Raw genomic sequence first — 23,539 nt, forward strand, 5'->3', positions numbered from 1 at the left:
CAACAGGATGGAACACATGGAACAGGGTCCTGGAGAAACTTTCTCCGGGCCTGCGAAGGAGGCTCGAAACCGCAGGAATGCTGGAATTGCGGGGCGTGTGCAGCAGTCATCGGCATAGCCTGCGCCTGTAGGAAGATTGTAGGAAAGCCCTTTCAACTCCCGCCCGATGGCCTATCTCCCGGCTCATGCCGCTTCACCTGACCAAGATCGCCTTCGGCGCGCAAAGCTATGAGGATATCGCGAGCTGGTATGCGCAGCGTCGCAGCCCGAACCTCACCACCCGCTATCGCCCGACGCGGTGGCAGGAGTGCGTGGGCGGGTCGCTCTTCTGGATCCACCAGCACAGCATCGTCGCGCGCAGCGAGATCACCGGTTTCAGCGAATTGCCCGATGGGCGCTGGTCGATCGACCTCAAGCCCGAGCTGGTCCGTGTCCACCCCCGCCCCAAGCGCGCGCACCAAGGCTGGCGCTATCTCAAGGGTGATCCGCCACGCGATCTCGCCGAGGGCGAGGACATCGGCGATGCGCTGCCGGGCCAGCTGGCGGGCAAGCTGGAGCGGCTGGGGCTGATCTAGTCCTTGGCCTCTTCTTTTGGCGCCTCTTCTGCCGGCGGGTCCGGTGGGATGGCCGCATAGGCCTTCCGCCCATCCTCACGCATACGGGCGATTTCGCTGGCGTCCAGCCAGTGTCCGCGCGCCACTACGCCGTCGATCCGGTAGTAATTCGAAACGTCATCCAACGGGTTGGCAGCCAGCAGTACCAGATCGGCCCGCGCGCCTAGGCGAACCTCGCCCCACTGCCCTTCCTCGCCCAGGAACTTCGCCGGATTGATCGTTGCAGCCCGGATCGCCCCGAGATTGCCGAGCCCCGCATCGCGCAGCTCCTCCAGTTCTTCGTGGATCGAGTAGCCATGCACCATGAACGGGTTCCCCGTGTCGGTTCCGGCGAGGATCAGAACGCCTTCTTCGTAGAGGATGGCAGCAATGCGCTGTGTTCCGGCGAGGAAGGCAGCCAGCCGGGCAATGGTAATATCATCCCACCCGAGTTCCTTCATCCAGCGATCTTCGCGCCAGTTGGCCCGCATCTTTTCGGAGGAGAAACGCGAGGAAGGGCGTTGCAGTCGCGCTTCCTTTTCCGACGCAGTCTGCAGGAAGCCGAAATCGACTGCGAGTGTGGGTGTCGCGGCGACCCCGGCCGCGACCATCGTGCGCGCGAAGGAGCGGACCTTGTCCCAATCGTAAATGGCGTCGAGCGAAAGAGTGCCGGCGAGCAGCTGTGCGCCAAGGTCGAAGCGTTCGCTGCGCCAGTTCATCATCTTGCGGTCGATCTCGGGCCGAAGAATCTCGCTTTCGTACTTCGCCCCGATGTGTTCGAAGGACTTCATGCCTGCCTTCGCCGCATCGGCAATCGGCACGGCAAGGGGTATGTGTCCGGCGATCGGCATACCTGCTTCACGAGCGGCTTCGACGAGGGCGGCGAATGCTTCGGGCGACAGCTCGTCATAGGTCTTGATGAAGTCGTATCCGGCGGCCTTTTGCTCGGCGACGAGTTCGCGTGCTTTCAAGGGATCAGCCAGCACGGCGCTGCCGGGCCAGATAGGCGGGTCCCCGTCGACGATGGCCCCTGCAGTGACGATGCGGGGTCCGAGCATCTCGCCGGACTCGATCTTCTTGCGAGCGTCGAGCGTCGACTGTGTCCCCCACATCTCGCGAATAGTGGTGACCCCGAAAGCAAGGTCCAGCGGGAGTTGCACATCCTCGTACCAAGTGTGCGTGTGCATGTCGGCAAGGCCCGGCGCGAGGAACTTGCCTGTCGCGTCGATGCGCCGGGCATCAGGTGGCAGCGCAGTGTCCTTGTCTCCGATGCTCGCTATCAGCCCGTCCTCGACAAGGACGGTCCGGCCATCGATAATCTGCCCGCTCGCCACGTCGACGACATCGACATTCAGGAAAGCTATCTTATCGCCATCTCCCGCTGATGCAGGCGAAGCGAGACCCAGCAGCGACGCCAGAACCGGCAGAAGCAAGCAGCGCATGAAATCCCCCCATTCTTGCGCCCAAGATCTCCGGTAAATCAGAGCAGGCAAAGGAAATTGGAATTTTGCGTCAGGCGCGGATTATGATCCGCGCAACCGGGCGATCACGTCGCGGACGTCCATGTCGTCGTCGACGCCGAACTCGTCATAGCTTTCGCGCAGTTCGTCGATGCGCTCGTCGATGCGTTTCACGTTCGAGCGGTGACTGACCACGAAACGGCGGCGGGCGAGGATCTGGGGAACCACGATCGATGCGAACTCGTCGACATCCATTCCGTTGCGCATCACCCGCTCGTCTCCGATGGCAGTAAAGACCCACCCGGGGATCAGCAGACCCGCATGGACATTTTCGGGAAGATCCTCACGCAGGCTCTCGGTCAGGCCAAGGACAGCGTGCTTGGCGGCAATGTAGGCTGCGGTCTGCGGCACGGCGCAAAAGAAACTGTTTTCGCTCCCTGTGTTGTAGATGGCCGAAGCAGCCTCCTGCCGTGCCATGCGCCCGGCGAAAGCCTGGCAAACGTTCCAGATTCCCCAGAAATTGATGTCGAAATGGGCGCGGGCATCATCGCTGCTCACTTCCCATTGCTTGCCGCGAGGTCCACCGACACCGGCATTGTTGAGCAGCAGTTCAACCCGGCCCAGTCGCTCGAAAGCGACTTCGGCCAGCCGGTCCACTTCTTCCGCCTTGGCGACATTGCAGGCGAATGTGCCGCAGGAAAGCTCGGACCCGGCGGTGGCCAGTCTCTCGCCCGGAAGATCGGCCAGCAACACGGCGACACCCAGCGCTGAGAGCTTGCGGGCGATGGCGAGGCCGATGCCCGACGCACCGCCCGTGACCACCGCGGTGGCGGGCAGCCACTCGCTCACGCGGGGACCTTCTCCGCGACGCGCCGCAAGGCATTGGCATAGGCCTCGGCCGGCTGGGCACCGGGGATCATGTACTTGTTCTCGATGATCATCGCGGGCACGCCGGTGATGTTCATATCCCAGGCGGCGCGTTCCTCGGCGCGGACTTTGTGCGCCAGTTCCTCGCTGTCGAGCGCGGCTTCGGCGCCGGCACGGTCGAGCCCGACGGAACTCGCGACATCAAGCAGGACATCACGCTCGCCGATCTTGCGTCGGTGATTGAAGTGCGCCTCGAATAGCGCGAGTTTGAGTTCGGTTTGCTTCGCCGGCCCAAATTCCTCGCCGGCCCAGGTCAGCAGCTTGTGCGCGAGGAAGGTGTTCCACATCCAGCGCTCGGGCGCAGGCTCCGACCCTTCGTATTCCAGCGACACTCCGGCACCTTGCGCCGCCTCGCGCATCCGGCCCTGCACCGCGCGCGACTGTTCGGGGGTCGAGCCGTACTTGCGCGCGATGTGAGCGGTGCTTTCCTCACCTTCTGGCGGCATGTCGGGGTTGAGCTCGAAGGCGTGCCAGCGCACATCCGCCTCAATTTCCCCGTCGAGCAGTTCGAGACCTTTCTGCAGTCCGCCCCAGCCGACCAGGCACCAGGGGCACATGACATCGGACCAGATATCGATCCGCAGGCGTCTCGGTTCGCTCATTTCCTAACCCACCAATGCATCAGGTGATGCGCTATAGCATGTGTCGGCGGGGCGACGAAGGGGCCGTTTCCGGCAAGCGCCGCCTTGACCTCGTCATGCGTGAAGAAGACGACCTCGGCCATTTCGGTGATATCGATTTCCAGCTCGTCGCTGTCGGCATGGCTGTGGCAGCCGATCATCAGCTGGCTGGGGAACGGCCAGGGCTGGCTGGCGATGTAGGATACATCACGCACGCGCACGCCTGCTTCCTCGAGCACTTCGCGGACGACAGCTTCTTCGATGCTCTCGCCCGGTTCGACAAATCCCGCGAGGGCGGAAAAGCGTCCTTCGGGCCAGCCGAGGCCGCGCCCGAGCATCAATTTGCCGTCGTATTCGACCAGCATGATGGTGACCGGATCGGTACGCGGGAAGTGCTGCGCGCCGCAGGCCTCGCAATTGCGCTGCCAGCCGCCCTTGGCGAGCCTGGTATCGCCGCCGCACTGGGCGCAGAAGCGATGCCGTGCATGCCAGTCGATGAGGCTACGCGCGCCGCCATAGAGCGCAAGATCGTCGGGACGCAGGGTCGCCATCAGCGACCACAGCGCCGGGTTGGCCATGCGCGGGCTGGCATCACCCCTGGGCGGGACGGCAGCGAAACAGGCCTTGCCGTCATCGAGGCCGAGGAAGCACAGCTCGGCATCCTCGGGCACGTCCGCCAGCGTGACCCATGACAGGCCGCCGTCATCGTCGAGCGAGGGCATAAGACCGTCGAGCGCGAGCACGCGCGCCTTCCAGTTCATGTAGCCCGCAAGCCGTTCAGGGTCGGCGCGGACGTGGTCGGCGCGGTCCAGCCGGGATCCCGTGAAGCTCAGCACCGGGCTGCTCACATGCCCTTCATTGCGGTGAGGTCTTCCAGCACCGCCTTGGGGAAGGCGTCGTGGATCGGGTATGCTTCTGAAGGCATGTACTGCGTCATCAGGTTAGCGCGCAGGCCGGCGGAGTAATTGACGAAGGCCACCGTGCCCGCTGCACCGCCCCAGCCGTAAGACCCGTCGGACGAGCGGCCGCCTGCGCCGAAGCCCTGCCCTTCGACCCAGGTGCCCTTGGTCGTGGCGGTTTCGGGAAGCAGGTTGGACGTGCCGACACGCACCGCGGCCTCGCTCATGACGCGCTTGCCGTCGATCACGCCGTAGCCGAGCAGCATCTGGAGGAAGCGGTCGTAGTCGCGTGGGCTCGAAACCAGCCCTGCGCCGCCCATCGGGAACGGAGGCGTGTCGAGGTAGATCGAGGCAGCCGCGGGATCGAGCGGCAACGGCATGCCGTTCATGATGCCATAGTTGGTGGTGAAGCGGCTGACTTCCCTTTCGGGAACGGTGAACCAGGTGCTGTCCATTCCGGCCGGATCGAAGATGCGTTCTTTGAGGAAGGCATCGAATTTCTGGCCCGAAGCGACTTCTATAACCCGCCCCAGCAGGTCGAGTCCGACCGAATAGCTCCACTTGGTGCCCGGCTGCAGGACTAGCGGCGCCTTGGCCAGTCGCTCGGCGAAAACATCGAGGCCGGTCACCGCCTTGGCGCGACCGAGACCCGGGATCGGCAGGCGGCTGACCTGTCCGGGGATCAGCCCGTGTTCCTCGTAATAGGTCTTGATCGCACCTTTCTGGACGATGCCGTAGCCGAGACCCGCAGTGTGGGTCATCAGCATGCGGACCGTGATCGGTCGTTCGGCTGGAACGAGGTCGGTGATCGACCCGTCGTAGGTCTTCTGCACCATCATGTCGGCATAGGCGGGGATGAGGTCGGCAATCGGCTGGTCGAGTCCGAGCTTGCCCTCGTCGATCAGGATCATCGCGCCCATGCCGGTGATCGGCTTGGTCATCGAATAGATGCGGTAGAGGCTGTCGGGTCCGGCCTTTGCCTCGCCGCCGATGGCCAGCGTGCCCTGTGCGATCGTCTGCGCCTGCCGCTGCCCCCAGCCGAGCGTCGCGACCATGTTGGCGACCTTGCGTTCACCGGCATACTTGGAAATCAGGCCGGAAACCGCAGGCCAGGACGACACCGTGTCGCGGGCCATGGCGATCCGGCCGAACGGTACGCCGGCCAGCGCCGAACCGGCAGCAAGGTATGCGCCGCCGCGCAGCAGTGAGCGACGGGAAAACTCGGGAGTCTCGAATTCGCGGTATGCCATGGATTTCCTCTTGATCCGGGGTGCGGCGGTTATGTGCGTGAGCGATCCTGAACGGTCAATTGCGAAATGAAACCGTCGCGCAGGGGTATTGCATTGCCTGTGTGTCCTATCCATATAAGACACATGCTCAACATCCTTTCCTTCATCTTCGGCCTCGTTTCGCTGGTGATCGTGATCCCGGCGACCATCCCGCTGCTTGGCTGGGCCAACTGGCTCGCCCTCCCGCTGATCGCGATCGGTGTGATCCTGGGCCAGCTCTCGTCGAGCAAGGGCGGACGCAATTTCTGCCTGATCGTCCTGCTCGTCGCGGCAATCCGCCTGAGCCTTGGCGGCGGAATTATTTAGCCAGCGCCAGCCGCGCGGCCTTGGCGAAGAGCGTCGGCAGGCCCGCTTCGTCGAGCCGGTCGAGCGGCCACCATTCGCCATCACCAAGCGGAATGTCGACCGCATGGATCGCGAGCTCGATCTCGAAATGGGTGAAGCCGTGGCGGACCATACCCAGTAGTTCGCCGGAGTGTTCCGCGACACCATCCCCCCTCGCGCTCCACCCATCGTCGGGTAGCGCGCGCATGCCGCCGAGCATCCCTTCGCCTTCGCGGCGGACGAGCCACACCGCTCCGTCGCGCTCGACCCAGTATGCGCGACCCTGGCGGACAGGACGGGTCTTCTTCGGAGCCTTGACCGGCAGCCGCGCCGGATCGCCATTCCTGCGCGCTTCGCATGCGCTTGAGAGTGGGCACCGCAAACACTTGGGATCGCGTGCGGTGCAGATTGTTGCACCAAGGTCCATCATCGCTTGCGCAAAGTCGCCCGCGCGCGTGCCCGGAGTGATTTCTTCGGCTCTTGAGCGGATGGTCTTGCGCGCCCCGGGCAGCGGTTCACCGATTGCGAATAACCGCGCCACCACCCGCTCGACATTGGCATCGACGACGACCGCCCGCCTTCCGAATGCGATCGCGGCGACTGCGGCGGCGGTATAGTCGCCCAGTCCCGGCAGCTTGCGCAATTCGGCCTCCGTGTCGGGAAAGCCGCCCAATGCGCTGACTGTTCGCGCGCATTTCACCAGATTGCGGGCGCGCGAGTAATATCCCAGCCCCGCCCACGCCGCCATGACGTCCTCTTCCGGCGCAGAGGCCAGTGCATCGACACTTGGCCAGCGCTGGGTGAAGGATTCGAAATAGGGCTTCACCGCGGCGACGGTGGTCTGCTGCAACATGACCTCCGACAACCACACGCGATAGGGATCGGGCGCAGGCTGACCCGGTCGTGCGCGCCACGGCAGATCGCGGGCGTGCGCGTCGTACCAGTCGAGCAAATGTTCAGAGACGGTGGCGGCCACGCGCGGCCTATGGCATGGCGCTGCACATCATGGGAAGCGACAAGAGCAAACCGCCTGCCGGGCGCGAAGGCAAGGCCTCGGGCAGCGGAGCGGCTGGGCGCGAATACAAGCGCGAACGCGGCGGCGCGGCCAAGCCGATTTCGGATCTCATGCCACAGATTGGCCGCAGTGCATTCCGCCGTTTCGGCTTCGTCCAGAGCTCGGTGGTCAGCCGCTGGCCCGAGATCGTCGGCGAGACCCACGCCAGGGTTTGTGCGCCGGAGATGATCCGCTTCCCTCCCGGCGAGAAGTCGGACGGGATCATGCACCTGGTGGTACTGCCCGCCCATGCGCCGCTGGTGCAGCAGATCCTTCCCGAGATCACCGACCGGGTGAACCGCTTCTTCGGCTACCGCGCGGTTGCGCGGATCAAGCTGCGGCAAGGCGAGGTTAAGCCGCCTCCGGGCAGGGAACGCCCCAAGGCGCCGCCGTCGCTCAAGCCGATTCCGATGGAATTGGGCGACAGTCTGCGCGATATCGGCGATCCCGAATTGCGCACGGTGCTCGAATCGCTGGCGCGCAGCCTTGGTTCGCAGGACGAGGGACAGGACGACACGTGAAGACGAAGAACGGATTTCTCAAAGCCCTGGTGATTGCCGCCGCAGGATCGCTGGCACTTGGCGCCAGTGCGCAGGACAAGCCTGCTGCCCTGAAGGGCAACTGGACTGCCATGGTGACCGAAACCAATGGCGGCCACTTGCTCGGCAATCCCGATGCAAAGACCAAGCTGGTCGAGTTCATGAGCTACACCTGCTCGCACTGCGCCCACTTTGCGCAGGAAGGCGATGGGGCGATCAAGCTGGTCTATGTGCCGACCGGACGGATGAGCTACGAAATCCGCCACTTGCTGCGTGACCCCGTAGACCTGACCGCGGCCATGCTGACCCATTGCGGGAGCGCGAAGAAATTCCCGCTCAACCATCAGGCCTTCATGACCAAGCATCCCGAGTGGATGGAAAAGGCCCGAGTGACGACGCAGGCGCAGCGTGCGCGCTGGCAGTTCGGAACGCTCGGCGCGCGGCTGCAGGCTATCGCCAGCGATCTCGATTTCTACGAAATAATGGAATCGCGGGGCTATGGCCGGGCCGAGGTCGACAAGTGCCTGACCGACGAGGCGAAGGCCAGTCAGATGGCCGATCTCTCGCGCGCCGACATCGCGACCTGGGACCTCAAGGGTACGCCCAGCTTCGTCCTGGACGGCCAATTGCTCGAGGGCACGCATTCCTGGGCCGACCTGCGGCCCAAGCTCGACAGCGCGCTCTGATCTGCCCGGAGGCGGGTTTTCGGGGGAAAGCCCTGTGGATACCCCGCCTCCTGCCTTCCCATCATCCTTGGGGCTGATTTAGCCTCTCTCGTCCAGACATGAGGATTCCCATGACCAAGACCCTGCGTTTCGCCATCGCCGCTCCGCTAGCTCTCGCACTCGCGGCCTGTGGAGGCACCGCCGAAGATACCGAAGCGCTGAAGGGCGAAGCGATTGCGGCCATTCCTGCCCCTGCCGGGACCCAGTGGATCGACCAGGCGGTCGAGACGCCCGACGGCGGCACGCTGGTCGGCAATCCCAATGCGCCGCTCAAGCTCATCGAATACGGTTCGGTGACCTGCCCGACCTGTGCGCGCTTCTCGGTCGAGGGTTCGGAAGAACTGCTCAACGACTACGTCAATTCCGGCCGCGTCAGCTTCGAACTGCGCCAGTTCGCCATTCATGGCCCGATCGACCTGCTGCTCGGACGCCTGACCAAGTGCGGTCCGGTGACCGCAGTCGTTCCGCTCGCCGACCAGGTCTGGGGCAACCACGACGCCATCATGGCTCCCGTCCAGGCCAATGGTCAGGCATTCGAGGCCGCGATGAGCCTGCCGCTCGAACAGCGGTTCGTTCGCGCTGCAGAGGTCCTTGGCTATCTCGACTTCTTCGCTGCCCGCGGCGTCAGTGAAGACCAGGCTCGCCAGTGCCTCGCCGATGGCAAATCGATGGAAGCAGCAGCTGCGCAGACCCAGCGTTATTCGCAGGAATTCAATGTCGGTGGCACGCCCACCTTCGAACTGAACGGCACGCGCGTCGACGCCAACACCTGGGCGGCGCTCGAACCCATCCTCCAGCGCGCCGGCGCCAGGTAAGGCCGGCGCAGGGGGGATACGGCGGCGATGAAGATCTCGAAGCTCAAGCTGAGCGGCTTCAAGAGCTTCGTCGAGCCTGCCACCCTGTTCATCGAGCCCGGGCTGACCGGCGTGGTCGGCCCGAACGGCTGCGGCAAGTCGAACCTGCTCGAAGCAATCCGCTGGGTCATGGGCGAGAACTCGCCCAAGTCCATGCGCTCGGGCGGGATGGAAGACGTCATCTTCGCCGGAACTCAGAGCCGCCCCCCGCGCGATTTTGCGGAGGTGGTGCTGCAGGGCGCGACCGACGAGGATGACGAACTGGAGGTCGTCCGCCGGATCGAACGCGGTGCCGGCTCGGCCTACCGCCTCAATGGCCGCGACGTCCGTGCCAAGGACATCGCACTCATCTTCGCCGATGCGGCGACAGGGGCGCACAGCCCTGCCCTCGTGAGCCAGGGAAAGATCGCCCAGGTCATTGCGGCCAAGCCGACCGAGCGGCGCATGATGCTCGAAGAGGCCGCAGGGATCGCCGGCCTCCACGTCCGCCGCCGGGATGCAGAGGGCAAGCTGAGGCAGACCGAGGCCAATCTCGAACGGCTCGAGGACATCATGGCGGGGCTCGACAGCCAGATCGCCTCGCTGCGGCGGCAGGCAAAGCAGGCCGAGCGCTACATCAAGCTTTCCGACGAGATCAAATCCGCCGAGGCGCGGCTGGTCTTCGCCCGCTGGCGCGATGCGGCCAAGGCCGCCGAGGAAGCGAAGCAGGCGGCGCAGCAGGCCAACGCCCGCGTCGATGCGGCGCAGCAGGCGGCCAACGAGGCGCAGAAGGCCCAGCGTGTCGCGGCAGAAGCACTCGCCGAAGCCCGCGAGGAACAGGCCGACCGTCGCGACGATGCCAGCGCCCACGGTCATCGTATGGCCGCGCTGACAACCCAACTCGAGGCTGCCGAACAGCGCCTAGCCGACCTCGACCGCCAGAAGGCCCGTCTCGAAGCCGATCGCGGCGATGCCGACCGCCTGACCAAGGACGCGGCCGAAGCTCTGTCGCGCCTCGAACGCGAACTCGCCGCGAGCGAGCAGGCACTCGCCGGCGATGAACAGAAGCGCCCGGCGTTGGAGCGCGCCTATGCCGATGCCGAAAGCGCCAGCCGCGCTGCCGAACTCGCGCTCGCCAAGGCGACGGCCGACAATGCCGGGGTCGAGGCCGAATGGCGCGTCGCCGACGCAGAGATCGCGCAGGCACAGACACGGGTCGATCGCGCGGAGGCCGAAGGTCGTCGCATGGCCGAGCAGCGCGCTTCGCTGGCGGGCGAAAACCCCGAAGCCGATGTGACTGCGGCCAAGGCAGCGGTTGCGGCTGCGACGGCTGAATTGGCCCGGCAGCGCTCTGCTCTCGAGACAATGCAGGCGCGCAAGGCGGAGCTGCAGGCGGTGCGTGACGAGGCAACCTCGTCACTGGCGGAAGCGAAGGCCGAACTCTCCGGCGTCCAGCGCGAATGGGATGCACTCAAGCGCGACCGCGAAGCGCGCGAACGCGCCGCAGAGAAGCGCAACGGTCGCAAGCAGGCGATCGACGGCGTGCGCGCCGCCAAGGGCTATGAGCGGGCGGTGGCCGCCGCGCTGGGCCGTGACGGTAAGGCCCTGCTCGGTGCGCCGGAGGGCGATGCCGAGGGGCGGTACTGGACCGGGGCCACGGCACCTGCCCCGGTTGCGGACAGCCTCGCCTCGCATGTAGAGACGTGCCCCGAGGAATTGCGGCCGCGACTGGCGCTGGTCCACGCTGCCGAGAATGACGACGGACGCGCGCTTGCGCCCGGGCATTCGCTTGTCACCATGGCGGGGGCGCTGCGGCGGTGGGACGGGCTCGTGGTTCGTGGCGAGGGTTCGGCGGAGGCTGCGCGGCTTGAGGCCGAGAACCGCTTTGCCGAACTCGATGCCCGGATGCCGCAGCTGCACGAAGCGACCGAACAGGCGAATGAGGCGCTCGATTCCGCGACCGAACAGCTGTCCCAGCTCCAGCGCGAACTGGTCGCTTCCGAACGCGAGCTGGCGGGCGCAGCCGATGCGGAGCGCCAAGCCCTGCGCGCGCTCGACCAGGCCGAGGCAGCCCGCGAACGGCTTGCCGCAAGGCTGGAGGAATTGGCCCGCAGCGAGGCCGAGCATGGCGAGACCATATCTGCCGCCCGCGCCGAGCTCGCGGCCTCGACCGCCAAGCGCGATGCGCTCCCCGATCCTGCCGCGGGTCGCGCCGCGCTCGATGCCGCGCGGGCGAAGAACGAGGCTGCGCGCAGCACCCTGCAGGCCCGCGCCGCCGAACTTGCCGCGCATGACCAGGCGCTCGCTGTCGCGCGCGAGCGTGCCTCGGCCCAGCGCAGCGACATGGCCAACTGGCAGGCGCGCAGCGGCGATGCCGCGCGGCGCCTGTCGGAAATGGAAATCCGCGCCGAGGAAATCGAGCAGGAGCGCGCTGTCACCGCCGCCAAGCCCGAAGGCCTGATGCGCGAGATCGAACAGGGCGACCAGGTTCGCGAGCGCCTCGGCCGCGAACTCGCCGAGGCCGAAGCCGCCGTCGCCGCGGCGACCGAAGCGGCCCAGGCCGCCGACCGCACCTTCAACGCCGCCAACGAGGCGCTCGCCGAAGCGCGCGAAACCCGCGCCGGTCTCGCCGCGAGGGCCGAGAACCAGGACGGCCGTCGGATCGAGATGGCACGCATCTCGGGCGAGCGCTTCCAATGCCCGCCCCCGCTTCTCGCCGAACGCTTTGGCTTCGAGGAAGCGAAGATCGCCAGTGCCGAGGCCGAGAGCGAGGAAATGGACCGCCTCACCGCCAGCCGCGAGCGGATCGGCCCGGTCAACCTCGTCGCCGCCGAGGAACTCGAGCGGATCGAAGGCGAGCACGGCGCCAATGCCGAGGAACAGGCCGAACTGCGCGAAGCGGTCAGCCGGTTGCGCGGCTCTATCGGCAATCTGAACCGCGAAGGCCGCGAGCGGCTGCGCGCCGCGTTCGAGCAGGTCAACGCCCATTTCCAGCGCCTGTTCACCCGGCTTTTCGAAGGCGGCGAGGCGCATCTCGCGCTGATCGACAGCGACGATCCGCTGGAGGCCGGGCTCGAGATCTTCGCCCAGCCGCCGGGCAAGCGCCTCCAGTCGCTCACCCTGCTTTCCGGCGGCGAGCAGGCGCTGACCGCCACCGCGCTGATCTTCGCCCTGTTCCTCACCAACCCCGCGCCGATCTGCGTCCTCGACGAAGTCGACGCCCCGCTCGACGATGCCAACATCGACCGCTTCTGCGACCTGCTCGACGCGATGGTGAAGGAAACCGACACGCGTTACCTCATCGTCACGCACAATGCCGTGACCATGAGCCGGATGCACCGCCTGTTCGGCGTGACCATGATCGAAAAGGGCGTCAGCCGCCTCGTCAGCGTTGACCTCGGCGGCGCGGAGGAATTGCTGGCGGCGGAGTAGTTTCGCCGCTCGTCCTGCACCCAGGGAGGACCGGTCCGTGACCAGACTCAAGACCCATACCGAAAGCCACGCGACGTCGCGCATCGGCTGGCTTCGCGCCGCCGTCATGGGGGCCAACGACGGCATCGTCTCGACGGCGAGCCTGATCGTGGGTGTCGCGGCGGCCAGCGCGGGGCGCAGCGAAATCCTAGTCGCGGGAATGGCCTCTCTCTTCGCCGGGGCCATGTCGATGGCGGCGGGCGAATATGTTTCCGTGAGTTCGCAGGCCGATACCGAAAAGGCGGACCTTGCCCGCGAAGAGAACGAACTCGCGACGGACTCGGAGTTCGAACACGCGGAACTGGCCGGAGTCTACGAGGCGCGCGGTGTCGATGCAGCAACCGCAAAAGAAGTCGCCCGCCAGATGATGGAACACGATGCGCTTGGTGCCCATGCCCGCGACGAACTCGGCATTTCGGAGGCGAGCACGGCGCGTCCGCTTCAGGCAGCCATCGCGTCGGCGCTGACCTTCACCGCCGGCGCGGCGGCACCGCTCCTCGTGGTGCCGTTCGCACCGCTGCAGTCCATGGTCATGGCGGTCGCAATCGCGTCGCTGATCTGCCTTGCGATCCTCGGCACGCTGGGGGCGAAGGCCGGCGGTGCACCGCCGGTGCCTTCGGTCCTGCGCGTAGTGTTCTGGGGCGCGATGGCCATGGTCGTCACCGCGCTCGTCGGGAAATTGTTCGGCGCTGCTGTCGCTTGATCGATTTTCCGATAGGGATGGGCGCCGGATCGAACCGATTTGATGGGATCAGGATGCTGAAATTCTCCGTTTACTCGATGGCCTTGGCGGTGATCGCGGGACTGTCCGCTCCAGCCTCGGCGGGGGATGTCCAACCTCCCATCCTGCCGATGTCCGACGCTGAGCAGGCGCACCCTGACCTGCCCGTCGTCCTCTCGCAACGCGACCGGGCGGCGGTTGTCGATGACATCCTCGCCGAACGGATGGAGACGGTCGTCCCCGCGATCATGCGCGAACAGGGCATCGACATGTGGATCCTGATGGCACGCGAATATTTCGAGGAGCCGGTGGTCGCCACAATGCTCGATGCGGAAAGCATGAGTGCCCGGCGGCGCACGATCCTGGTGTTCTACAACCCGGGCGAAGGCAAGCCAGTCGAACGGCTCACGGTCAGCCGCTATGGCCTGGGCAACCTCTTCGCCGCATCCTGGGATCCGGCGAAGCAGCCTGACCAGTGGAAGGCCGTTGCCGAAATCATCGCAGCCCGTGACCCCAAGCGCATCGCGATCAACACTTCCGACCTGACCGCCTTCGGCGACGGCATGACGCTGAGCCAGTACAAGGCGATGACCGCTGCCCTCCCCACCGGGTTCGAGGAGCGGATTGTCCCGGGGGAAACCTTGTCGCTACGCTGGCTGGAAAGCCGCACGCCGCGCGAGCTGGAAATCTACCCGGGCATCGTGCGGCTGGCCCATGCGGTGATCGGCGAGGCATTTTCGCGGAAAGTCATCACGCCGGGCAAGACTACGGCGGAGGAGGTCCAGTGGTGGTATCGCGACCGCCTGGCGGGCCTTGGCATCGATACCTGGTTCCACCCCTCGATCGGCATCCAGCGGCAAGGCGTGAAGGGCATGATCGAAGGTGACGAGGTCATCCAGCCGGGCGACCTTCTGTGGACCGACTTCGGCATCACTTACATGCGCCTCAATACCGACACCCAGCACCTCGCCTATGTCCTGAAACCCGGCGAGACAGAGGCGCCTGCCGGCCTGCGCGCGGGCCTCAAGGCAACCAACCGGGTACAGGACCTGTTGCGACAATCCTTCGCGGTCGGTTTGTCCGGTAACGTGGTGCTGGCGCGGGCACGAGCGAAGGCGCTGGCGGAAGGGCTCGATCCGTCGATCTATTCGCACCCGATCGGCTTCCACGGCCATGGCGCGGGGACTGCAATCGGATTTTGGGACAACCAGAAGGACGATCCGCGCGGCACCTATGCCATCCGGCCGAACACGACCTGGTCGATCGAGCTGACGAGCTACAATGCCGTGCCCGAATGGGGCGGCCAGAAGGTCGATTTCCGGTCCGAAGAAGACGCCTTTTTCGACGGCAAGGAGGTACACTTCCTCGACGGCCGTCAGACCGAACTGACGCTCATCCCGTCGGAATAGGTTCAGGCCGCGAGCGCGGCGCGCAGGTCCTCACGAATGGCCTTGAGACGGTGGAGTACGTCGCCGTCGGTGGACGGGGCCGGCGATGTCGCCTGCGCCGCCGCCTGCGGGTCGGGTACGCCTCGCAGCGCCGCCTTGGCCCCTTTCAGCGTGTAGCCTTCGCGATTGACCAGCCGGTCGATCCGCTCGACCAACGTGACGTCCTCGGGCCGGTAATAGCGGCGCCCGCCGCTGCGGGTGAGCGGCTTGAGCATGGGAAACTGCTGCTCCCAGTAACGCAGGACGTGGGGCTTTATGCCGGTCGCCTTGGCGACTTCGCCGATGGTGCGCAGTGCGCCGGTTTCCTTGCCGTCGTCGAATGTCGCCATGGCGCCCTACCCTCTTGCGGCCTCAGCCGTTGGCTATGCGTTCCTTGAGCAGCTGGCTGGCGCGGAAGGTCATCACGCGGCGCGGCGTGATCGGCACCTCGACCCCGGTCTTGGGATTGCGGCCGATGCGTTCCTTCTTGTCGCGCAGCACGAAGCTGCCGAAGCCTGAAATCTTGACGTTTTCACCGTTGGCCAGCGCGTCGCACATCTTGGCAAGAATGGTCTCGACCATCTCGAGCGATTCTGCCCGGCTAAGACCCATCTTGCGGTTGATCGTTTCGGCCAGGTCTGCCCTGGTCAATGTGCCCACCGAGCGCATCATGTCCATAATTCCCTTCCCCTCAGATGCGACCCTGAGTGAAGAAGCGGCCCTGTCGTAAACTTCACCAAGCAATATAGGGGCTTGGAGCGATTCTGGCAAACGCGCGCGGCGCTTTTTCGACCAAATGTTACATCCGGGCGAGCGAAGCACCCCAGGTGAAGCCACCGCCCATGGCTTCAAACATGACGAGATCACCCTTCTTGATGCGCCCGTCACGCACTGCGACGTCGAGCGCGAGCGGGACCGAAGCCGCAGAAGTATTGGCGTGGCGGTCGACCGTGACGATCACCTTTTCCGGCGGCAGGTCGAGCTTGCGGGCGGTCGCGTCGAGGATTCGGGCATTGGCCTGGTGCGGCACGACCCAGTCGATGTCTGCCGCCGTAAAGCCAGCCTCATCAAGCACTTCGCCGAGAACCTCGGCAAGGTTCACCACGGCATGGCGGAAGACTTCGCGGCCACGCATGCGCAGGTGGCCGACGGTCTGCGTGGTCGAAGGGCCGCCGTCGACATAGAGCATGTCCTTGTGCGCACCGTCGGCATGGAGGCGGCTGGCGAGGATGCCGGGGCCGTCCCCAACGCCAGCTGCGCCAACGTCCTGCGCCTCGAGCACGACAGCGCCCGCGCCGTCCCCGAAGAGGACGCAGGTGGTGCGATCTTCCCAATCGAGAATGCGACTGAAGGTCTCTGCGCCGATCACCAGAGCCTTCTTCGCCATACCGGTACGCAGCATCGCGTCTGCCGTGGTCAGAGCATAGAGGAAGCCCGAACACACTGCCTGCACGTCAAATGCGATCCCGCCGCCGCAGCCGAGCGCGGCCTGCACCTGAGTCGCGGTTGCGGGGAAGGTGTGGTCAGGTGTTGCGGTGGCAAGGACGATGAGGCCGATCTCGCCAGCTTCGATTCCAGCCGCGGCCAGCGCCTCACGCGCAGCCGCAGTGGCGAGGCTCGACGTGGTCTCGGTCTCGTCGGCGATGTAACGCTGGCGGATGCCGGTGCGCTCGACGATCCACTCGTCGGAAGTGTCCACGCGGGCCGCGAGTTCGGCATTGGTAACGCACTTCGCCGGAAGTGCCGAGCCGGTGCCCTTGATGACCGAGCGGATCACTTGGCTGCCAGCCCGTCGCTGACTTCGCCCAGGTCGTGGCGGATGCGGTTGAGGATATCGTCTTCGAGCAGGCGCGCGGCGACTTCAACCGCGTTGGCCACGCCCTTGGCATTGGCGCTGCCGTGGCTCTTCACCACGACACCGTTGAGGCCGAGAAAAACCGCACCATTGTGGTTGTTGGGGTCGAGGTGGTGGCGCAACAGCTCGGTTGCGGGGCGCGAGACGAGAAAACCGATCTTCGAGCGCGTCGAACTGGTGAAGGCACGGCGCAGCAGGTCGGTCACGAAGCGCGCAGTACCCTCGATCGCCTTCAGCGCGATGTTGCCGGAGAAACCATCGCACACGACCACGTCGCAGTCGCCACGGTTGATCTTGTCCGCTTCGACATAGCCTTCGAAGTCCATGTCGAGGCTGGTCGCGGCGCGAAGGATTTCGGCGGCCTGCTGGATGTCCTCGGTGCCCTTGGTTTCCTCGGTGCCGATATTGAGCAGGCGGGTACGCGGACGTTCCTTGCCGGTCACGATGCGCGAGTAGGCGGCACCCATGATGGCGAACTGGACGAGGTTGCGCGCATCGCATTCGCGGTTCGCGCCCAGGTCGAGCATGATGACATCGTTGTCGCCGAGCGTGGGCAGCAGTGCAGCCAGCGCGGGACGGTCGAGTCCGGGCATTGTGCGCAATGCGAGCTTCGAAATTGCCATGAGAGCGCCGGTGTTGCCGGCGGAGACTGCCGCACCCGCCAGGCCCTGCTTCACCGCATCGACGGCGAGGCCCATGCTGGTGGTCTTGGCGCGGCGCAGCGCCCTGGAGGGCTTTTCGTCGCCGGCGATCACATCCTCGCAGTGGAGGATTTCCGACGCGCCGGACATGCCAGGGTGATTCTCGAGCGCGGCCTTGATGCGCGTCTCGTCACCCACCAGCAGGAATTTGAACTTGTCGTGGCGGCGACGGGCAAGCGCCGCGCCCTCGACCATCACGCGCACGCCTTCATCGCCGCCCATCGCATCAACAGCGATACGCGGCAGGCTCATGCGCTAACTCCGGTTCTGCTTGCGGTCTTAAAGACCGACGGCGATGATTTCGCGACCGTTGTAGTGGCCGCAATGCGGGCACAGGTTGTGCGGGCGCTTGAGTTCACCGCAGTTCGAGCACTCGTGATGGGCTTCGACCTTCAGCGAATCATGCGCACGGCGGTTGCCGCGACGGTGGGGCGATACTTTCCTCTTGGGGACGGCCATGGCGGCACCTGTTCCTCAAACAATTACAGTCAATTTCGGTGGCCGCCCTAGGGGAAGGTCCGGCAACGCACAAGAGCGCGTGAACCCGAATATTCCCGACCGTGGCGGTGAAGGCGCGCGCTATACCGATTTTTGCGGGGGATGCAAGCGGCGGGAAGCCCCTGTCGCGATTGCCTGCTTCCCTTCCCCGTCGTAGCAACGCGGCGGGTCCGAAACGAGAGAAGAGGGAGGGATCGCATGGCCGTAGTCCTGCCAGTTACGCTTACCGCCGCAGCCGCAGCCGCAGTCATCAACATCTGGCTCGGTGTCAGGGTCGGCCAGATGCGCGTGAAGCACAAGGTTTCAATCGGTGACGACGCCGGCGGTCCGCTGACCGCCCGCATGCGCGCCCAGCTCAATTTCGTCGAGAACACCGCCTTCGTCCTCGTCCTGGTCGCAGCCATAGAACTGGCCGGTCGCGGCAATCCGTGGCTTTCCTGGGTAGTTGCGATCTACATGCTGGGCAGGCTTGCCCACGCCTTCGGCATGGACGGCGGATCGCTCGGCAAGGGTCGTTCGATCGGGATCATGATCACTATGCTGACGCAGCTCGGCCTCTCGGTCGTGGCCGTCCTGATCGTCCTCGGCGCAATGTAAATTCCTCGGGCCGGGGCACAATGCTCCGGCCCTTCCCGCCTTACTGGAGAGCGTAATCGCTCACGAAGGCATTGGTCTGGCGCTCGCGCCCGAAGGTGCTCGTCGGGCCATGGCCGGGAATGAAGGTCACGTCATTGCCCAGCGGCCAAAGCTTCTGGGTGATGGCATCGATCAGGTCCTGGTGGTTGCCCATCGGAAAATCGGTCCGCCCGATGCTGCCCTGGAAAAGCACGTCGCCGACCACGGCAAACTTGCTTGGGCGGTGGAAGAAGACCACGTGCCCGGGCGTGTGTCCGGGACAATGGATGACCTCGAGCTCCAGCTCGCCCACCGTGACCTTGTCACCGTCCTGCAGCCAGCGATCAGGCTCGAATACCTGCCCGTTGACGCCGTACTTTGCCCCATCCTCATCAAGGCGGCTGATCCAGAAGCGATCCGCCTCGTGCGGCCCTTCGATCGGCACGCCGAGTTCCTTGGCAAGAATCCCCGCCTCGCCGCAGTGGTCGATGTGACCATGGGTGATCAGAATCTTTTCGAGTTCCACCCCGGTTTGCTTCAGCGCAGCCTTCAACCGGTCGAGATCGCCGCCCGGATCGATCAGCGCGCCCCTGTTGGTCTTGGTGCACCAGATCAGCGAGCAATTCTGCTGCAGCGGAGTAACCGGGATAATGCCGGCTTTCATGGGCGGGGTCGCGGGGGTTTCGGTCATGAATTCAGAAATGGCGAAAAGGCGCGCGCGACACAAGCGCCGCGCACGCCCTTCAGTGTCTTCGGTCCTTCAGCCCCGGCAAGCAACGCCCGGATGATGACTGAAACCAGGATCGAAACCGCCGAATGCCTTGACCAGCATCCCGTAAGCCTGGACCTCCCCAAATCCGTCCAGGCCGGGCGTGTCGTTCCGCCCACTGTAGGCACATATGGATGAAGCCACTCCTCCAGATTCGATCGGCGTGATCTTGCCGTTCCCGGTTATCTCGCCCGCGAAACCGGGAGACGAGATCACCAGCAAGAGTGAAGCAGTCCATATTTTTCGATTAATCGCCATGATGCATCCTCCTTTGTCGAAGATGCGACCCAGCGGCCCGCCGATACTTTTATCTGTCGGCGGCGGCGTTGTAGGATGGGAATCGTTCAAAAGTGTGGCAACCCGATGAGGTTGTTCAGACGCGCCCGCCCTTCCATACAACCCGACCGATAACCTCGACCTCATCGCGCGCAAGTTCGATGGGGGCATAGGCGTCGTTGGCGCTGATCAGGGCGATGTGGCCCGGGCCGCGCGCCTGAACCTGCTTGACGTGGAGCGCGTCACCGATGCGCACGACATGCACTCCCTCGCCCGCGCGCTTGTTGCGGTCGACGAAGATTTCGTCGCCGCTCCGCAACAAAGGCTCCATGCTGTCCCCTTCCACGCGGATCGCAGTGAGGTCGGCACCTTCGAGCCCCATCTCACGCAACCAGCGGCGCGAAAAGCGGAAGCTGTCGAAGGAAATTTCCTCCGCAGAAAACGCCCCCGGCCCTGCGGATGCATCGAGCGGGAGGCGCTGGACCTCGACCCAGTCATCGATCCCGGCAGCGGCATACTCGGCCAGGGCGGCGCGGCGCTGCGTAGGCGCGTCGAGGCGGGTATCGTCGAACCGGCGGGTTTCGATGAGACGGGTCGAAACTCCAAGAAATTCAGCAATCTTGCGCAGGTCTGGCTCGTCGAGATGGCGCGGGCTACCACGCGTCACATACTGCTGGAGATAGGCCGGATTGCGACCGATCATGCGCGACAGGCCTGCGAGGCTGGCGCCGCTCCTGCGCGCCAGGTCCTGCAATCGCCCCCGGGCATGTTGTTCGCTGCGTGAGATGTCTTCCATGTTTTTTCCTATACCATAGGATTTTTCCTAGACAAGTAGGATTTCAGTTGGAACATAACTGGAACAAATGGCGCGATTCGCCAGTCAGTTCAGTCAATTGGGGAGCAACAGATGCTGATCCGTTCCGTCGAGAAATTCCTTCGCCAGCACGAAATGGCGGCCACGAAATTCGGTCGCCTTGCCGCGCACGACCCGCGATTCGTCCTCGACCTGCGCATGGGCCGCGAGCCGCGCGACCGCACCGAACAGCGCATCATCGGCTTCATGGCCGGTTTCGATGCCGCCGCCGAGGCTGCCAGCAAGGAGGTCGCCCATGTCGGTTGAGGCCCCCATCCGCCGCAAGGCCCCCGTCCGCCCGCGCCGCTCGACCACTGACCGCCTACGCACCGCACTGGCCGTCCTCGGCGATCATCAGGGCCAGGTGCTGACCCACTCAGAGCGCCCCTGGGCCAGTATTACCTTTGCCGGCGCGCGCCACAGCTTCGCGATCCTGTTCGCCGGTGATGCCGCCGTGGCGTCAGGCGAACGCTTCGTCGCTGCCCTGCCCGATCACGAGTTCGCGATCCCCGGCCAGCTTGTGGCCGATGCGAACATTGTCGAGGTGGAGCATCGCCTGCTGCCCTCGCCTCGCCTCGTGGTGCAATGCGAACTCCTGTTGCTGGAGGACGGCTGAGCGAATATTCCCTGTTAAACCGCCGATAACTGGCGGGCAAACGGGGAGAAACACAATGCGCCGACTGCTCCTGGCTGCCATACTCGGGGCCGTCGCTGTCCCCGCTTTCGCACAGGACCTCGAAAACCAGGAAATCATGGTCACCGCCACGCGGATCGAGCAGGATGACTACTCGGACGACATGCCTGCGGTCGGTTTGCGCCGACCGGCAGACTTCCTTGTCCAGACAGTGGCAATTCGCGGCGATACGCGCGACCCGAAGCAGCGGAGCAAGGAAATCCGCACCATGCTGGCTGATGCGATAAGGCGGGCCGACAAGGCCGGGGTCGAGCTGGCCTATGGCGACTACGTGCTGACCCGACTGACTGCGCAGAATGCCGAGGAGATCACGCTCCAGTCCGACAACCGTCCGGACAGCGAACGCGTAGTCTTTCTGGTGAAGGCGAAACTTGCTGGCACGCAGAGCGGCGGGTCGGCGCAGGCGCAGATTGCCCGGTACATCGAATCCGTTCCCGAAGTCGGTCGAGCGCAGATGGACGAATGGGGCGACAGCTCGCTCTCTATCGTCGGGCCGGACGGCTACCGCCCCGCCATAGCGATTGCGATCGCCGAAGATGCCAACGCCATGGCATCACGCATGGGCCAAGGCTACGCCGTCGAGGTCGAGGGATTGAACATGCCCGTCCAATGGGCAAAGGCTGGACCGGGCGAGGTCCTGCTCTACATTCCCTACAAGTTGACGATCGTCCCCCGCCCCTGAGCCATCAGTAACCGAGGTCGAGGTCGAGTTGGGGCCAGACCGGCTCGCCCCTCTGCCACCGTTCGAGATTCTCGACGAAGCGGTCGGCGCTGCGCTGGAACATCTTGGTCTGCGCGCGGCCCGACAGGTGCATGGTGACCTGCGCATTGTCGAGATCCCACAAGGGGTGGTCGGCGGGCAGCGGTTCCGGATCGGTAACGTCGAGCAGGGCAGCTTCGATCGACTTCTTTTCCAGCGCCGAAACCAGCGCATCCTGGTCGACCACGTCGCCACGGGCGATGTTCACGAGCACGGCGTTCGGTCGCATCGCGGCAAGTTCGATCTCGCCGATCATGTGGCGGGTTTCGGGGGTCGAGGGGACCGCCAGCACGACCCAGTCGAACTCGCCCAGTTTCTCGCGCCACTCGCCGGGGCGTAGCGCCCCATCACTGCCCGATCGGCGAACCGGGATCACCTTCATGTCGAAGGCCTCGAGCCGCGTCTTGATGAGCGAACCGATGGCCCCCATGCCGAGCAGCAGGACACGCTCGCCGGAAAGTTCGCGCTTGCCTGGGCTGTCCAGCAGCCACTCGTGCCGCTCTTGCGCGCGGACCACTTCGCGATAGCCCTTGGCATGGGCCAGCATCAGCATCACGACATATTCGGCGATGGTGATCGCGTTGATGCCGACGCCATTGGTCACCACCACTCCGCGTTCCTTGAGCAGGTCGAGCGGCATGAAATCGAGGCCTGCGTAGATCGAGTTCATCCACTTGAGATTGGTCGCCGCCTTGGCGATCTCGACCATCGGTTCCTTCTCGTTGAGGTCGAACCAGCCGATCTCCGCCTCGGGCGCGAATTGCAGCGCCTGTTCCTTGCTCATGAACCACAGTGGCTCGATCCATTCCGGCAGGCGCGGTTCGACCAGCGGGCGGATCAGGGCTGAAAGGACGGCTTTGGTCATGGGAGGCTCCGGTAGGTGTCGAGCATGGGCGGGCGATGGAGGCAGGCGTCGAAATCGAACGCTCGCGTCTTCAGCGGCGCGATCGCAACCGCATCGGGATGGCGCGGGTTCATCATCACGATATCGCCTTCGGGGAGGACGCGCGAGGGGATGGCGGCGAGCAGCGATCTTCCGGTGTCGAGCCAGTCGTCGACCCAGGCGCGAACGGCGACCTCGCCTTCGTCGTCGGGGACGCGGAGTGGCTGTGCATCAACGTCGGTCCAGCCAAGCAGGTAGTCGGTCGCCCGCTCGGCCCTGTCTTCGGGCAGGTAGCGCAGCGCCACCAGCACCGCGAGACCAGCTTCGGAAGCGAAGTTCACCACGGGCCTGCCGGGCGAGGAATAGCGCGCCCCGTGTCGCTGCGGCCCAGCCCCGTCTAACGCCACGAAGGGCGCACGGGTGAGCCGCCAGAGCCTCACCCGGCCGAGGCCTCGAACCGGACCTTGCGCGGACCGGCAATGTCGAGGATTGCTTCGGCAACTTCCGTGGCGTTGCGCAGGACGTGGCTCGGCGGGACCTGCATCACGTCGACGCGATGCTGTTCCTGCCATTGCTCACGGGAATCCGACGGTCGCTTGCGGAACGGGTCGTCCTCGACCTCGATCGCGAGGTGCGCCGCCGCGCAGTAGAAATGCAGCGTGAAGTCCGGCCCCTCGAAGTCGCGCACGAATGCCAGACCCCGCGGCACGTCCTTGAGATGCTGCCAGAGAAGGGTCCGGGGATCGGCCATGG

Annotated in this window: 29 protein-coding genes; 12 read left to right on the forward strand and 17 right to left on the reverse strand. The window is 65.1% G+C overall.

The window, feature by feature from the left end:
* Positions 1–185: 185 nt before the first annotated feature.
* The gene (locus IRL76_RS08325) at positions 186–575 is read left to right on the forward strand and encodes a DUF1489 family protein (protein WP_200980917.1); all 390 of its coding nucleotides are present in this window, start codon (positions 186–188) and stop codon (positions 573–575) included.
* Here IRL76_RS08325 and IRL76_RS08330 read toward each other — a convergent pair.
* From IRL76_RS08330 to IRL76_RS08350, 5 genes are all read right to left on the reverse strand, one after another.
* Positions 572–2,035, reverse strand: coding sequence for an amidohydrolase family protein (locus IRL76_RS08330; RefSeq protein WP_200980918.1), 1,464 nt, complete (start codon positions 2,033–2,035; stop codon positions 572–574). The two genes, IRL76_RS08325 and IRL76_RS08330, sit on opposite strands and share 4 nt — an antisense overlap.
* Positions 2,036–2,116: 81 nt before the next feature.
* Positions 2,117–2,902, reverse strand: a complete 786-nt coding sequence (locus IRL76_RS08335; protein WP_200980919.1) for an SDR family NAD(P)-dependent oxidoreductase — start codon at positions 2,900–2,902, stop codon at positions 2,117–2,119.
* Positions 2,899–3,582 (reverse strand): DsbA family oxidoreductase, encoded by a 684-nt coding sequence (locus IRL76_RS08340; protein WP_200980920.1) that lies wholly within the window; start codon positions 3,580–3,582, stop codon positions 2,899–2,901. The genes IRL76_RS08335 and IRL76_RS08340 overlap by 4 nt, the downstream gene beginning before the upstream one ends.
* Entirely contained in the window at positions 3,579–4,448 is an 870-nt protein-coding gene (nudC, locus tag IRL76_RS08345; RefSeq protein WP_200980921.1) for an NAD(+) diphosphatase, read from the reverse strand. The genes IRL76_RS08340 and nudC overlap by 4 nt, the downstream gene beginning before the upstream one ends.
* Positions 4,445–5,749, reverse strand: a complete 1,305-nt coding sequence (locus tag IRL76_RS08350) for a serine hydrolase domain-containing protein (protein WP_200980922.1) — start codon at positions 5,747–5,749, stop codon at positions 4,445–4,447. Before IRL76_RS08350 ends, nudC begins: the two co-directional genes overlap by 4 nt.
* Before the next feature lie 123 nt (positions 5,750–5,872).
* On the opposite strand from IRL76_RS08350, the gene IRL76_RS08355 reads away from it, so the two are divergent.
* Complete coding sequence (locus tag IRL76_RS08355; protein ID WP_200980923.1) at positions 5,873–6,094, forward strand: hypothetical protein; 222 nt, start codon at positions 5,873–5,875, stop codon at positions 6,092–6,094.
* Here IRL76_RS08355 and mutY read toward each other — a convergent pair.
* Positions 6,087–7,088, reverse strand: a complete 1,002-nt coding sequence (gene mutY / locus IRL76_RS08360; protein WP_200980924.1) for an A/G-specific adenine glycosylase — start codon at positions 7,086–7,088, stop codon at positions 6,087–6,089. The two genes, IRL76_RS08355 and mutY, sit on opposite strands and share 8 nt — an antisense overlap.
* Positions 7,089–7,102: 14 nt before the next feature.
* Here mutY and IRL76_RS08365 point away from each other — a divergent pair, with 14 nt between their 5' ends.
* The 6 genes from IRL76_RS08365 to IRL76_RS08390 all read left to right on the forward strand — a co-directional run bounded on the left by IRL76_RS08365 (position 7,103) and on the right by IRL76_RS08390 (position 14,864).
* Positions 7,103–7,687 (forward strand): DUF721 domain-containing protein, encoded by a 585-nt coding sequence (locus IRL76_RS08365; protein ID WP_200980925.1) that lies wholly within the window; start codon positions 7,103–7,105, stop codon positions 7,685–7,687.
* Positions 7,684–8,391, forward strand: coding sequence for a thioredoxin domain-containing protein (locus IRL76_RS08370; RefSeq protein ID WP_200980926.1), 708 nt, complete (start codon positions 7,684–7,686; stop codon positions 8,389–8,391). The genes IRL76_RS08365 and IRL76_RS08370 overlap by 4 nt, the downstream gene beginning before the upstream one ends.
* Before the next feature lie 110 nt (positions 8,392–8,501).
* Positions 8,502–9,245 carry a thioredoxin domain-containing protein gene (locus IRL76_RS08375; RefSeq protein ID WP_200980927.1) on the forward strand — a complete coding sequence of 248 codons (744 nt, stop codon included), beginning with the start codon at positions 8,502–8,504 and terminating at the stop codon, positions 9,243–9,245.
* Positions 9,246–9,272: 27 nt separating this feature from the next.
* The gene (locus tag IRL76_RS08380; RefSeq protein WP_200980928.1) at positions 9,273–12,695 is read left to right on the forward strand and encodes an AAA family ATPase; all 3,423 of its coding nucleotides are present in this window, start codon (positions 9,273–9,275) and stop codon (positions 12,693–12,695) included.
* 37 nt (positions 12,696–12,732) lie between these two features.
* A complete protein-coding gene (locus tag IRL76_RS08385) occupies positions 12,733–13,437 on the forward strand; it encodes a VIT1/CCC1 transporter family protein (protein ID WP_246449615.1) in 705 nt (234 codons plus the stop codon).
* Between the two features lie 53 nt (positions 13,438–13,490).
* Positions 13,491–14,864, forward strand: a complete 1,374-nt coding sequence (locus IRL76_RS08390; RefSeq protein WP_246449617.1) for a M24 family metallopeptidase — start codon at positions 13,491–13,493, stop codon at positions 14,862–14,864.
* A 2-nt stretch (positions 14,865–14,866) separates the two neighbouring features.
* Here IRL76_RS08390 and IRL76_RS08395 read toward each other — a convergent pair whose 3' ends face one another.
* The 5 genes from IRL76_RS08395 to rpmF all read right to left on the reverse strand — a co-directional run bounded on the left by IRL76_RS08395 (position 14,867) and on the right by rpmF (position 17,897).
* Entirely contained in the window at positions 14,867–15,232 is a 366-nt protein-coding gene (locus IRL76_RS08395; protein ID WP_200980929.1) for a MerR family transcriptional regulator, read from the reverse strand.
* Between the two features lie 22 nt (positions 15,233–15,254).
* Positions 15,255–15,554 carry an integration host factor subunit alpha gene (locus tag IRL76_RS08400; RefSeq protein WP_200980930.1) on the reverse strand — a complete coding sequence of 100 codons (300 nt, stop codon included), beginning with the start codon at positions 15,552–15,554 and terminating at the stop codon, positions 15,255–15,257.
* Between the two features lie 127 nt (positions 15,555–15,681).
* A complete protein-coding gene (locus IRL76_RS08405; protein ID WP_281388094.1) occupies positions 15,682–16,659 on the reverse strand; it encodes a beta-ketoacyl-ACP synthase III in 978 nt (325 codons plus the stop codon).
* Positions 16,656–17,690 carry a phosphate acyltransferase PlsX gene (gene plsX / locus IRL76_RS08410; RefSeq protein WP_200980931.1) on the reverse strand — a complete coding sequence of 345 codons (1,035 nt, stop codon included), beginning with the start codon at positions 17,688–17,690 and terminating at the stop codon, positions 16,656–16,658. The genes IRL76_RS08405 and plsX overlap by 4 nt, the downstream gene beginning before the upstream one ends.
* Positions 17,691–17,717: 27 nt before the next feature.
* Positions 17,718–17,897 (reverse strand): 50S ribosomal protein L32, encoded by a 180-nt coding sequence (gene rpmF / locus IRL76_RS08415; protein WP_200980932.1) that lies wholly within the window; start codon positions 17,895–17,897, stop codon positions 17,718–17,720.
* A 237-nt stretch (positions 17,898–18,134) separates the two neighbouring features.
* On the opposite strand from rpmF, the gene IRL76_RS08420 reads away from it, so the two are divergent.
* Positions 18,135–18,533 carry an MAPEG family protein gene (locus IRL76_RS08420; protein ID WP_200980933.1) on the forward strand — a complete coding sequence of 133 codons (399 nt, stop codon included), beginning with the start codon at positions 18,135–18,137 and terminating at the stop codon, positions 18,531–18,533.
* 40 nt (positions 18,534–18,573) lie between these two features.
* Here the strand turns inward: IRL76_RS08420 and IRL76_RS08425 are convergent, their stop codons facing one another.
* The 3 genes from IRL76_RS08425 to IRL76_RS08435 form a co-directional block, all read right to left on the reverse strand.
* Positions 18,574–19,242: an MBL fold metallo-hydrolase gene (locus tag IRL76_RS08425; RefSeq protein WP_281388096.1), complete on the reverse strand. Its 669-nt coding sequence runs from the start codon at positions 19,240–19,242 to the stop codon at positions 18,574–18,576.
* A gap of 69 nt (positions 19,243–19,311) precedes the next feature.
* On the reverse strand, positions 19,312–19,578 hold the full coding sequence (locus IRL76_RS08430; protein WP_200980934.1) for a hypothetical protein: 267 nt from the start codon (positions 19,576–19,578) through the stop codon (positions 19,312–19,314).
* A gap of 115 nt (positions 19,579–19,693) precedes the next feature.
* Entirely contained in the window at positions 19,694–20,392 is a 699-nt protein-coding gene (locus tag IRL76_RS08435) for a LexA family transcriptional regulator (protein WP_200980935.1), read from the reverse strand.
* Between the two features lie 111 nt (positions 20,393–20,503).
* On the opposite strand from IRL76_RS08435, the gene IRL76_RS08440 reads away from it, so the two are divergent.
* The 3 genes from IRL76_RS08440 to IRL76_RS08450 are packed head-to-tail and all read left to right on the forward strand — an operon-like array spanning position 20,504 to position 21,825.
* On the forward strand, positions 20,504–20,716 hold the full coding sequence (locus IRL76_RS08440) for a hypothetical protein (RefSeq protein ID WP_200980936.1): 213 nt from the start codon (positions 20,504–20,506) through the stop codon (positions 20,714–20,716).
* The gene (locus IRL76_RS08445; RefSeq protein ID WP_246449618.1) at positions 20,706–21,065 is read left to right on the forward strand and encodes a hypothetical protein; all 360 of its coding nucleotides are present in this window, start codon (positions 20,706–20,708) and stop codon (positions 21,063–21,065) included. Before IRL76_RS08440 ends, IRL76_RS08445 begins: the two co-directional genes overlap by 11 nt.
* A gap of 55 nt (positions 21,066–21,120) precedes the next feature.
* Complete coding sequence (locus IRL76_RS08450; RefSeq protein ID WP_200980937.1) at positions 21,121–21,825, forward strand: TonB-dependent receptor; 705 nt, start codon at positions 21,121–21,123, stop codon at positions 21,823–21,825.
* Between the two features lie 4 nt (positions 21,826–21,829).
* Here the strand turns inward: IRL76_RS08450 and IRL76_RS08455 are convergent, their stop codons facing one another.
* The 3 genes from IRL76_RS08455 to IRL76_RS08465 are packed head-to-tail and all read right to left on the reverse strand — an operon-like array spanning position 21,830 to position 23,537.
* Entirely contained in the window at positions 21,830–22,768 is a 939-nt protein-coding gene (locus tag IRL76_RS08455) for a D-2-hydroxyacid dehydrogenase (RefSeq protein ID WP_200980938.1), read from the reverse strand.
* Positions 22,765–23,226 (reverse strand): RES family NAD+ phosphorylase, encoded by a 462-nt coding sequence (locus IRL76_RS08460; protein WP_200980939.1) that lies wholly within the window; start codon positions 23,224–23,226, stop codon positions 22,765–22,767. The genes IRL76_RS08455 and IRL76_RS08460 overlap by 4 nt, the downstream gene beginning before the upstream one ends.
* Complete coding sequence (locus IRL76_RS08465; protein WP_200980940.1) at positions 23,223–23,537, reverse strand: PDDEXK family nuclease; 315 nt, start codon at positions 23,535–23,537, stop codon at positions 23,223–23,225. The genes IRL76_RS08460 and IRL76_RS08465 overlap by 4 nt, the downstream gene beginning before the upstream one ends.
* Positions 23,538–23,539 lie beyond the last annotated feature (2 nt).

The organism is Qipengyuania soli (genome assembly GCF_015529805.1).
Lineage (GTDB): Bacteria > Pseudomonadota > Alphaproteobacteria > Sphingomonadales > Sphingomonadaceae > Qipengyuania > Qipengyuania soli.